This window comes from Cellulosimicrobium sp. NPDC055967 (assembly GCF_042269845.1).
GTDB lineage: Bacteria > Actinomycetota > Actinomycetes > Actinomycetales > Cellulomonadaceae > Cellulosimicrobium.
In genome coordinates, this window is the sequence record NZ_JBHJYJ010000005.1 from 244,230 (window position 1) to 255,500 (window position 11,271).

An 11,271-nucleotide genomic window follows, 5' to 3' on the forward strand; every position below is an offset into this window, starting at 1 on the left:
CGCCCGGTCGAGCCGTTGTCGGACGCCTCGTTCGGGGCGGTGGCTACCTGAGGTCTCGCACGTACGCCGCGGCGCCGTCGTACGCGGCGATCCGGCGCTCGTAGTACGTCGCGATGATGAGCAGCAGGCCGCCGGCCGCGGCGAGCGTGAGCATCCAGGGTCCGGCGGAGATGCGCGTGCCGAGCTGGGACACGAATACGACGAGGATCTCGACCGGCAGCATCGCGACACCCAGCAGGAACGGCGCCGCGAGGTGCGTGCGCGTCCCGACGAGCACCGCGGCCAGCGCGAGCACGACGACGAGCACGGCCCGCCAGGTGCGCGCGTCGGTGTACGTGGCGAGGACCGACGGCCCGAGGAGCGCGAGCAGGCCGGGGGCGAGGGTCCGCCAGGACCCGAGGAACCCGACGGGCCACCCGCCGAGCGACGGCGTCGCGCTCGCCCGCGCCCTGGCCTGGCGGGCCGGGCCTCCCGGAGCACCGGGGTCGTCGCCCGCCGTGCCGCCCGAGGTGCCGGGCACCGCCGTCGTGCCGGCCGCGAGCGCGAGGTACCCCGCGACGAGCAGGCCCGCGCCGAGCGGGAGCGAGAAGACCTCGACGCGGAGCTCGCGCGGCGACCACGCGCCGATCGCGGCCACGAGCGCGAGCGACCACGTGAACCAGGCGGGCGGGAGGTCGAGCCGACCGCGGACCGCACGCCGCACCCCGACCACGAGGAGCGCGAGCAGCGCCACCTCGACGAGCCAGACGGTCGCGATGACGCCCCACACCGGCCGGACGTTCGCGACGGTCCCGACCACGGCGAGGGCGGCGGCGGGCGCCACGGCCCAGCGGCGCGCGACGGCGGCCCCCCGGCCCCGGCCGCGCGGCACCACCCGGGCGCCGACGAGGCCCGCCCCGAGCGCGACCCCGCCCGCGGCGAGCGCCCAGACGAACCCGAGCACGAACACCGCGCCCCCGCCGGGCGCGTGCGCGACGTGGAGCGACTCGACGGTCCCGCCGGTCGCCGCGAGCACTCCCGCGCCCGCGAGCCGCAGGGCCGCGGCGCGTCGCCAGCCACCCTCGCCCGCGCCGGTCCCACGGCCCAGCAGCACCGCGGCGAGGACGCACCCGGCCCCGGCCACGACGAGGAGCGGTGCCCGGACGTCGCCCGCGCCCGGCGCCGCACCCAGGGCGAGAACGGACGGCACGACGAGCAGCACCAGGCCCGCGCTCGCCAGCTCCCACCACCGGCGCCCACGGCGCGCGAGCAGCGCCCCCGTGACGAGCGCGGCGAGGGCGGGCGGCGCGGTGTACGCCTCGACGAGCCCGACCTCCGCGGCGGCGAGCGCCGTCCACAGCGCGGCGGTCCCGAGCGCGGCGGCGAGCCACCACTCGGCGCGCCGGTCGCGGTCGCGCGCGGCGAGCCCCGCGCCCACGGCGAGCAGGAGCAGCACCGCGACCGCGACCGTCGGCCCGGCGGCGGGCCGCCCGAACGCCAGCCCGACGGCGATCGCCCCCGTGAGCGCGGCGCTCACCTCGACGGCGACGCGGCCGGCGGCCAGGTGGATCCGGGCCGTGACCGGCCGGGCGGCGGCGAGCGCCGTCGCCACGAGCAGGGCGACGACCGGCAGCACGACGGGCGACCCGCTGCCCGGCAGGAGGAGGGCGCCCGCGCTGACCACGGCGACGGCCGCCGTCGGCAGGACGAGCGCCGCGGCGAGCACGCGCAGCGCGGTGACCGACCCGGGCCGCCGCGAGCCGACGAGCACGACCTCGAGCGCGAGCATCGCGACGCACGCGGCGACGGACCACCAGCTGCGCTCGTCGACGACCGTGAGGACGCCGAGGCCGAAGGGCACCGCGGTCACGCCGAGCACGGCCCACCACGACTCGCGGTCGACGCGCGGGACGAGCGTCACCGCGAGCGCGGCGACCGAGGCGACCCCGGAGACCGCGCACAGGACCGCGACGGTCCCGGCGCCGCTCCACGCGAGCGTCACGCCGAGCACGAGCAGCGCGTACCCGTAGGCGGTGCCGACGAGCGGGGCGTGCAGACCCCGCGGCGCGGCGGCCCGGGCCGCGAGCAGGAGCCCGCCGACGACGACCGCGCCGGCCGTCGCGGTGGGGCGTGCGACCCACGAGCCGGCGACGAGGAGCAGGACGGCCGCGATCGCGCCCGCGACGGCGGCCGCGTGCCAGACCCGCGTCTCGGCCCGAGCGACCGGGACGACACCGTGCCGCAGGACGGCGCGCGGAGCGGGGATCACCCCGGCGACCGGGCGCAGGGCACGACCGAACCCTCGTCGGACGGCGCGGACGATCGCGCCCGGCGCGGCGCCGCCGGCGACGACCCCCGGGTCGCCGGCCCCGGCCGTCAGGCCCGCCCGGTGCCCGTCAGGTCGAGCAGTCGTGACGGGCCGGGCGGTCACGACGACGAGCAGGGCCGCGAGCAGCGCGAGCAGCACGAGCGAGGTGACGCCCGCGAGCCGCGGGTCCAGCACGAGCGCGACGACGAGCGCGAGGAGCATCCACGGACCGAGCGCGCGCCCGGTCCGCACGACCGGGGCGGCGCCGAGCCGTCGTACCCCGGCGAGGCGCGGCAAGGGCACGGGGACGGGCGTGCGCAGCGGGAGCCGGGCGGCGACGAGGAGGACGACCAGGGCGGACAGGAGGCCGAGGAGCGTCCCGTCGAGCAGCGCCGCGCCGACGGTGCCGCCGCGGACGCCCTCCCCCCACAGCCCGGCGGAGAGGACACCGACGCCGAGCGGCTCGTCGTCGAGCGTCGCGGCGGTCCCGGCGGTGCCGGTCACGAGGACCTCGGCCGCGCGGACCCCCGCGACGGCCAGCGCGGGCCCGGCCCCGACGAGGGCGACGACCGCGCCGCCGAGGAGGGCGTCCGACCGTCCGACGGCCGGGACCGGAGAGCCGAGCACCCCCGCCGCCACGCGCGACGAGGTGAGCGCGAGGACGAGGAGCCACGTGCCGGCGGCGAGCGCGGGGACGAGGCCCAGCCAGGCGACGTCGCCCCCGGTCCCGAGCAGCGCCCCCGCGAGGACGGCCGACGCGCCGCCGACCGCGTACCAGCGCCGCTCGCGGGTCGCGACGCGCAGCAGCACGGCCGCGAGCGCGGCGCCGAGCGCGACGAGCGCGGCCCCGGCGCCGGTCGGGAGACCCGGCGGGGCGGTGACGGTGAGCCCGACGACCACGGCGAGGGGCACCGCGACCGTGCGCACGACGCCGAGCAGCGCCCGCTCACCTCGCAGAGCGCTGCCGACCCGCGCGCCGGAGCGCGCCGCCACGGGCGCGGCGAGCGCCGTGAGGCACGCCGTCGCGAGGAGGGCGGCCGCCCTGCCCCACGGCGCCTGCGCGGCCGGCGCCGCCACGAGCGGCACGAGCGGCCCGAGCACGACGGCGCTCGTCACCCACGCCCGGACGCGCGCCCGGTCCCCGACGGCACCGAGGCCCGCGACGACCGCGGCGAGCAGCGACGCGCGCGCCGCCGCGGTGCCGACGAGGTCGAGCCCCCACGCGCTCAGCGCGAGCTCGACGTCCACGACCGCGAGCACGACGGCGAGCGCCGCGACGGCCTCGGCGGACGAGCGCAGGCCGCGCGACCGCAGGAGCACCGCGGCCCCGACCGTGAGCACCGTGACGACCCCGGTCACGAGGGCACGCAGGGCGAGGTCGTCGGCGAAGGTGAAGAACACGAAGACGACCGTCGCGACGGCGAGGAGCCCCGCCCCCGCCCCGGCGAGGACCGGCTGGAGGCCGACCGAGCGCGACGGCGCCGCGCCCGGCACGACGACGGCGCGCGACCCCGCGGGTGCGGGCCGGACCGCCCCGGTCGTCGCGGGCGACCCGGACAGCCCGGGCGACCCCGGCGCCGAGGGGTGGACCGGCACCGGACGGCGTGGCCCGAGCGCGGGCACGTTGCCGGCCACAGACCCAGCCACCGGCGCGACGGCGGGCGGGCGCGGGCCCGCCTGGCCGCGGCCGGTCGGGTCGAGCGGGCGCATCGCGCCGGGCGGGCCAGCGGGCACCGCGCGCGCACCGGGCGGCGCCGCGACGGCGGCGCGGGCGGCCCACGCGGCCGCCTCGGGCTGGGCCGCACGCAGGGCGTCGAGGGCGACCTGGCGTCGCGAGAGCGCGTCGGCCGCCTCGCTCGACGCCGCGGCGACCTCGAACGCGAGCGGACCGGTGAGGTCGAGCAGGCACCGGTCGCAGCGGGACGACCGCAGCGTCGCGGCGCACGCGGGGCAGGAACGCGTCTCGGGCAGCCGCGCCAGCGCGACGTCGACCCACGGCTCTCTCATGACGGACATCCTGGCGAACCTGTGAGGCGCCTGGGGACGCGTCCACAGGGGGTCGCGTGGCGGTCCGGTGAAGGCTCCCGGCGGGCGCCGGGCCGGGGCGTCCGCCCGTCAGCCGCCGAGGCCGGCGACGAGCGCGCGGGTGAGCGGCGCGCCCATGCCCGCGCGGTCGGCGGCACGGACGATCGCGCCGCCGATGGCGTCCACCTCGAGCGGCAGGCCGGCCTCGGCGTCGCGCAGCATGGAGGACTTGGCCTCCGGCGCGAAGCGCCCGTAGCGGGCGAGCGTGCGCTCGGGGTCCGACGGCGCGCCGCTCGCCGCGGCGACGGCCGCGACCTCGCGCACGAGCGCCTCGAGCTCGGCGCCGTGCGCGGTCCGCACGTCCCCGATCGGGGCGCGGTACGTCGTCGTGAGCAGGGCGAACGGGGCGAGGAACGAGAGCTTGGCCCACATCAGCGCGGTCTCGTCCGCGTGGACCCTCGTCTCGATCCCGGCCCGCTCGAGAAGCCCCCGCACGGCCTCCACGCGCTCCGGGTCGACGGCGCCGGGCGCGAGCCCCACGTCGACGAACGCGCTCGTGTGCTCGATCTCCCCCGGGGCGACGCGCGCCGACTCGACGCTGATCGTCGCGGGCAGCACCCGCTCGGCCCCGTACCGCGCGCGCAGCACGTCGAGGTGGTCGAGCCCGTTGAGGAACGGGACGACGACGCCGTCGCCGAGCGCCTCGGGCGGCACCCGGTCGAGCGCGTCGTCGAGCGCGGTCTGCTTGACCGCGACGAGCACGACGTCGACCGGCCGGTCGAGCCGCGTGACCGCCCGCGCGGGGACGTGGAACTCGCCGACCTGACGGCTGCGCACGTGCACGCCGTGCTCGGTCAGCGCCGCCGCGGTGCGCTCCCCCGCGAGGAACGTCACCTCGGCCCCCGACCGCGCGAGCAGCGCGCCCACCAGCCCGCCGACCCCGCCCGGCCCCAGCACCGCTGCGCCTCGGCCGTCCCGGCCGTCTCGGCCGTCCCTGCCGCTCGTCGTCCCCGTCACCGTCGTCCCCTCGTCGTCCCGCCGGACCGTCCCGGCCGTCCCTCCGCGCCCGTCGTCAGACCGCGGGGACCTCGACCCTACCCACGGGGACGGACCCCACCGACGCGGAGCCGGGCACGGTGAGCGCCGCGATGGCCGTGGTGATCGGGATCGCGAGGACGAGGCCGATCGAGCCGACGAGGGTGCGCACGACCTCCTCCGCGATCTCGCCCGAGGTGAGGCTCGTGGCGAGGTTCTGGTCGGACAGGTAGACCGCCATGAGCAACGGCAGGGCCGCGCCGACGTAGGCGAACGCGATCGTGTAGACGGTCGAGGCGATGTGGTCGCGCCCGATGCGCATCGCGCGCGCGAAGAGCTCGCGCCGGGTCGCGAGCGGTGCGACCGCCCGCAGCTCCCACACGGCCGACGCCTGGGTGATGGTCACGTCGTTGAGCACGCCCATGCCGGCGAGCACGATGCCGCACAGCACGACGCCCTGGATGTCGAGCGAGGGCGCGTACTGCGGGATCCACAGGGACTCCTCCGAGGTGAGCCCCGTGATGTTCGACGCGCCCGAGCCCCACCACCCCAGCAGCGCCGTGATGGCGAGCCCGACGAGCGTGCCGAGCAGCGCCGTCGACGTGCGCGCGGTGAACCCGTGCGCGACGTAGAGCACGACGAACATGACGAGCGACGACGTCACGAGCGCGACGCCCAGCGCGTTCTGCCCCGTGAGCAGCGCGGGCAGCGTGAACCACGTGATGACGACGAACGCGCCCGCGAGCCCGGCGAGCGCGGCGAGGCCGCGCCAGCGCGCGACGGCCAGCACCACGACGGCGTACGCGATCGCGAGGACCCCGATGGGCAGCCCGCGCTCGAAGTCCATGAACACGTACGGGCTCACTCCCGCCCCGACCGCCTCGGCGATGTAGAGGACGCGGAGCCGGTCACCCTCGTCGAACCCGTAGGCGACGTACTCCGGCGGTGCGCCGACGGTGATCGCGTCGCCGCCCACGTCCTCGCCGCCCGCGCGCGACCCCTCGTCGAGGCGGGCGGGGACCTCGCTCGTCTCCGGGTCGATCGGCCCGGTGACCGTGGCGCGCAGGACCGAGCTGCCCTCGGCCGCGACGGGGATGCGGTCCGGGACGTCGGCGGACGCGGGCCACAGGGCGACCAGCCCGGCCAGCGTGACGAGCAGGGCCGGGACGAGCAGCGCCGCGAGCGTGAGGCGCACGCGCCGCGTCGCGGGCGCCGCGCGCCCGTGCGCGTGACCGTGCCCGTGCCCGTGCGGGTCGGCGTGCGACCGCCCGGGCTGCTCGCGGCGCTCCCGGCGCCCCGGGACGGGGCCGGACGTCAGGTCGGGGCTCGGCTCGCTCACCCCAGGATGCTGCCACGGCGGGCCGACGGCGCGTGGTGGCACGCGCCGTCGGGCGCTACGGGGCGAGGCGGTGCAGGTCCCGGGGGAAGAGCGCGACCTCACGGACGTTGGGCGCCTCCACGAGGCGGGCGACCCAGCGCTCGAGGCCGATGGCGAAGCCGCCGTGCGGGGGCATCCCGTGGGCGAACGCCTCGAGGTAGGTCTCGTACGGCTCTGCCGCCTCGCCCCGCGCCGCCAGCGCGGCGACGTAGTCCTGGTAGCGGTGCAGCCGCTGCCCGCCGGTCACCAGCTCCAGGCCGCGGAAGAGCAGGTCGAAGCTGTTGCTCCAGCGCGGGTCGTCGGGTTGCGGGTGCGTGTAGAAGGGCCGCTTCCGCATCGGGTAGCCCTCGACCGCGAGGAAGTCGGAGCCGTGGGTCGACATCGCCCAGGTACCCAGGGACCGCTCGTGCTCGGGGGCGAGGTCCGGCTCGTCGTCGGCCGCACCCACGAGGGCGAGCGCGTCGCGGAAGTGGATCACGGGGATCTCGGACGGCACGACCGGCAGCGCAAGCCCGAGCCGCTCGACGGCGTCGCCCGCCCCGTCCCGGAGCGCCTCGACCATGCCGGCGAGCACGTCGCGCAGCACCGCCAGGACGTCCCGGTGGTCGCGCACGAAGCCGAGCTCGACGTCCAGGGAGACGTACTCCGCGAGGTGGCGTGCCGTGTCGTGGGGCTCCGCCCGGAAGACCGGCCCGACCTCGTACACGCGCTCGAACACGCCGACCATCTGCTGCTTGAAGAACTGCGGGCTCTGGGCGAGGTAGGCGGTGCGGCCGAAGTAGTCGACGGGGAACACGCTCGCGCCGGACTCCGTGGCGGACGCGACGAGCTTGGGGGTCTGGATCTCGGTGAAGCCCGCCGCGTCGAGCGTGGCGCGGAACCCGCGCAGGCTCGCGGCGGCGAGCTCCCAGCGGGCCCGCCGCGCCGGGTGCCGCCACGTCACGGCCGCGTGGTCGAGGAGCGTGGGCAGCGCGACGTCGAGGTCCGGGCGCCACAGCTCGACCGGCGGGCGGGTCGCGGGCGCGCCGAGCAGCGTGATCGTCGGCGCGGTGATCTCGACGCCGCCCGGTGCCTGCGCGTTCGCGGTGGCCGTCCCCGTGACCTGGACGGCGGTCTCCTCCGGCGGCAGCCCCTCCGCGGGGACCTCGTGCGGACGCAGGACGACCTGGGCGAGGTCCGTGCGGTCGCGCAGGACCAGGAAGGACACCGTCGCCAGCTCGCGGCGGCGGTGCACGTGCCCGCTCAGGGTCACCACACGTCCGGGTGGTGCGGCGGCGACGTCGGCGGCCAGGGTGCGAGCGGGGGCGGGCGGGGCGGGTGGTCTCATGACTCCTCCTGGGAAGGGCAGGCCCTGGAGGTGCGGGCGGGGGCTAGGTCGCGGTGCCACCACACCTTCGTCGACGTCTCGTCGACCTCTCGTCGGTACGCCGGCACGCGCGGGGAGCCGCCGCCGGCGTCGCCACCGGCCGAGGGTCGTCACGCCTCGCAGCCACCGCGAGCGACGATACCGACCGACCCGCGCGCGGACCACCGCATTGCGGTGGTCCGCGGCCACGGGTCAGTCGGGCAGCGTCACGTAGCCGCGGCGCACGCCCGCGACGAGGCGGCGCGGGAGGGTGACCTCGCGCCCGTCGACGACGACGGTCACGAGCTCCGGCACCTGCGCCTTCCACTGGGAGCGGCGGGCGCGCGTGTGGGAGCGGGAGAGCTTGCGCTTGGGCACGGCCATGAGGGGTCCTTCCGGTGGGTGGAGCGCCCAGCCTAGCGTTTCATGAGAATGGTTCTCAAGACGCGTCGAGAATGGGCCCTCGGACGGCGGTAGCATCCCGAGGGCTGCCCGCCCGTGTGGCGGCACCGCCGCCGTCACACCCCGCCACAGCCAGCCACCGCACACCACGAGGAGCCACCATGGCCACGGTCGACTACTTCCTGTCCGGCGACCCCGAGGTCGCCAAGCAGCACCTGCACGCCGCGCTCCAGGAGCAGGGCTTCACCGTCACCACGCGCCCGACGGGCCAGTGGGCCGCCGAGCGCGGGAGCAAGCAGAAGACGTTCTGGCTCGGCGCGTTCGCCGGCAAGGCGCAGCACCTCGTCTTCACGGTCGACTTCATGCTCCACGGCGACCAGCTCGTCGCCCGCATCGACCGCCCGACGGGGCACGGTGCCATGGCCGGCGCGGTCGGCGTGGCTCGCTCGAACAAGGCGTTCTCCGAGGTCGACCAGGCCATCGGCACGCGCCTGACGAACCACGGCATCCTCGCGAACGTCGTCCACGCCTGACCACCCCCACCCCTCGCGCCGAACACGCCTCCACCCCGCGTCGAGAACGACCTGAGGGTCGTTATCTGCCGCAAAACGACCCTCATGTCGTGTTCGGCGCTGGGGCGGGGGACGGGGACGACGAAGGCCCGGAGCCCCTCGCGGGGTTCCGGGCCTTCGTGCTGCTGACCGGACCGGCAGCGGCCGGTCAGCGAGACGTCACTTGGCGACGGCCTTCTTGAGCAGGCTGCCGGCGCTGATCTTCACGCCGAAGCCGGCCGGGATCGAGATCTCCTCGCCCGTACGGGGGTTGCGGCCCGTGCGGGCGGCACGCTCGACGCGCTCGACGGACAGGAGGCCCGTGACCTTGACGGCCTCGCCCTTGCCGAGCGACTCGATGAGCACCTCCTGGAAGGCGTTGAGGGCCTTCTCGGCGTCCGACTTCGAAAGACCGTCGGCCTTGCTGGCGATAGCCGAGATGAGCTCGGACTTGTTGAGCGACATGCGAATCCCTTCTTCGGTTCACGACGCGCGGTGGTCACCACCCGTCGTCACGGTCTCAGTGTGCCAGCCGCGAGGCCGTGCACCGGGGACAACACTAGGGAACACGCGGAGTTTCGCGCGACTTCTCGCGCCCTCCGGTCGTCGCGTGTCGGCGCTCAGCCCTCCTCGTGGTCGTGGTCGTGGCTCTCGTGACCGTCCTCGGCGTGCTCCTCGTGGGCGTGCTCGCCCTCCTCGTGGGCGTGCTCGTGGTCGTCGTGCGCGCCGGTCGCCGCCGGCTTCCCCGTGACGCCGGCGAGCTCGTTGGGGACGACGTCGAGCGCGGCGCTCTTCCACACCTCGCCGCCGACGTAGTCGACCGCGTGGATCGCGCGGCCGGCCGGGTCGGTGACGTACGCGATGCCGTCCTGGACGAGCAGCGCGGGGCGCGGCTCCTGCCACTCCTCGGGCTCCTCCCACGCGTCGACGACCGGGATGGAGCGCACGACGGTGCCCGCCTCTGGGTCGATGACGTGCAGCGACCCGTCCGTGCCGAGCACGAGCGCCTCGCCCGCGTCGCCGCGGCCGAGCGAGCGGAACGTGTAGCTCGCGGGCAGGTCGACGAGGCGCAGGCTCGCGTCGCGCGTGTCGACGAGCGAGACGCGGGTCGGCCGCTCCAGCTCGGCGTCGGGGTCGGACTTGTAGTCGCCCAGGACGAACGGCGACGCCTCGCTGCCCGCCTGGTTCCCGATGCGCCCGTAGGCGTCCGGGGCCGCGACCTTGCTGATCGCGCCGCCCGCGACGACGACCGCACCGTCCTCGCAGCCGATCACGACGGCCTCGCCCGCGGCGACGGCCTCGCCGTGCACGCCGGGGCACTGGTCCGTCGCCGCGACCTTGGTGCCCGCGGGGTCGAGCAGGCGGACGCCCGTGCGCGCGTCCTCGGTGCCCTCGGAGACGACGAGCGAGCCGTCGGACAGCTCGACCGCGACGCCGTGGTGGGCCTCGGGGGTCGTCAGGGTGCGCGCGTCGTCGATGCCGTGCGGGTCGGCCACGGCGGCGGAGTCGAGCACGGTGATCTCGCCCGTGCCGTCGTCGAAGAGCGCGGTGCGGCCCTCGTGCACGACGACGTGGCCCGGCTTCTCGGCCGCGTACGTCACGTCCGTGAGGACGGGGTCCGCGGTGTAGTAGTGCGCATGGTCGCCGTGCGGCTCGGCCCAGGTGCCGGCGTCGAGCACCTGGAAGCCGCCCGACGTCGAGACGAGCAGGTGCCGCCCGTCGCCCGCGGGGTTGAGGCGGTTGAAGCCGGGGAGCTGGAGGTCGTCGACGACCTCGAGCGTCGTCGCGTCGAGGACCTGGACGCCGCCGCCGTAGGTGATCGCGAGGCGCGGCGTGAGGGCCGCCGCCTCGCTGACGTCGGACGTGGCCGACGGCGCGGGGTCGGCGCCGTCGCCCTGCTCGCCCTCGGAGCCCGCCCCCTGCGCGCACGCCGCGACGAGCGCGAGCGGGAGGGCGAGGCCGAGAGCGAGGGCGAGCGGGCGCCGTCGGGCCCGTGCCCCGGGAGGGGCGTCACCGGAGGGGGGACTCGCCCCGGCGGGATCGGCGTGGGCGTCGGTCGGGTCGGGTGCGGTGTGGTGCATGCGTGGTCGGGCGCCCCGGGGCCCCGGCGGCCCCCCCGCGCCGCGGGGGGGGGGTGGGCGGGGGCGGCGGGAGGGGGCGGCTGTGGGGGCGCGCGGGGGGGCTGGGCGGCGGCGGGCGGTGCGCCGCGCGGGTGGGGGGGGAGTCGGGGGTGCGGGGCTGGGGCGTC

At 77.4% G+C, this 11,271-nt stretch carries 8 protein-coding genes; 1 reads left to right on the forward strand and 7 read right to left on the reverse strand.

Annotated elements, in window-relative coordinates:
* Positions 1-43: 43 nt before the first annotated feature.
* From ACFC2L_RS09460 to rpmF, 5 genes are all read right to left on the reverse strand, one after another.
* Positions 44-4,294: an SCO7613 C-terminal domain-containing membrane protein gene (locus tag ACFC2L_RS09460; protein WP_375824046.1), complete on the reverse strand. Its 4,251-nt coding sequence runs from the start codon at positions 4,292-4,294 to the stop codon at positions 44-46.
* A 108-nt stretch (positions 4,295-4,402) separates the two neighbouring features.
* Entirely contained in the window at positions 4,403-5,269 is an 867-nt protein-coding gene (locus ACFC2L_RS09465; protein ID WP_375824047.1) for a ketopantoate reductase family protein, read from the reverse strand.
* 115 nt (positions 5,270-5,384) lie between these two features.
* Complete coding sequence (locus ACFC2L_RS09470; protein WP_375824049.1) at positions 5,385-6,686, reverse strand: YibE/F family protein; 1,302 nt, start codon at positions 6,684-6,686, stop codon at positions 5,385-5,387.
* 55 nt (positions 6,687-6,741) lie between these two features.
* Positions 6,742-8,052 (reverse strand): aspartate--tRNA(Asn) ligase, encoded by a 1,311-nt coding sequence (aspS, locus tag ACFC2L_RS09475; RefSeq protein WP_375824050.1) that lies wholly within the window; start codon positions 8,050-8,052, stop codon positions 6,742-6,744.
* A gap of 231 nt (positions 8,053-8,283) precedes the next feature.
* A complete protein-coding gene (gene rpmF, locus ACFC2L_RS09480; RefSeq protein WP_375824052.1) occupies positions 8,284-8,454 on the reverse strand; it encodes a 50S ribosomal protein L32 in 171 nt (56 codons plus the stop codon).
* Between the two features lie 179 nt (positions 8,455-8,633).
* On the opposite strand from rpmF, the gene ACFC2L_RS09485 reads away from it, so the two are divergent.
* Positions 8,634-9,005 carry a hypothetical protein gene (locus ACFC2L_RS09485; RefSeq protein ID WP_087470694.1) on the forward strand — a complete coding sequence of 124 codons (372 nt, stop codon included), beginning with the start codon at positions 8,634-8,636 and terminating at the stop codon, positions 9,003-9,005.
* Between the two features lie 198 nt (positions 9,006-9,203).
* Here ACFC2L_RS09485 and ACFC2L_RS09490 read toward each other — a convergent pair whose 3' ends face one another.
* Complete coding sequence (locus ACFC2L_RS09490; protein ID WP_375824053.1) at positions 9,204-9,488, reverse strand: HU family DNA-binding protein; 285 nt, start codon at positions 9,486-9,488, stop codon at positions 9,204-9,206.
* A gap of 155 nt (positions 9,489-9,643) precedes the next feature.
* Positions 9,644-11,104, reverse strand: coding sequence for a zinc metallochaperone AztD (aztD, locus tag ACFC2L_RS09495; protein ID WP_375824055.1), 1,461 nt, complete (start codon positions 11,102-11,104; stop codon positions 9,644-9,646).
* Between the last annotated feature and the right edge of the window lie 167 nt (positions 11,105-11,271).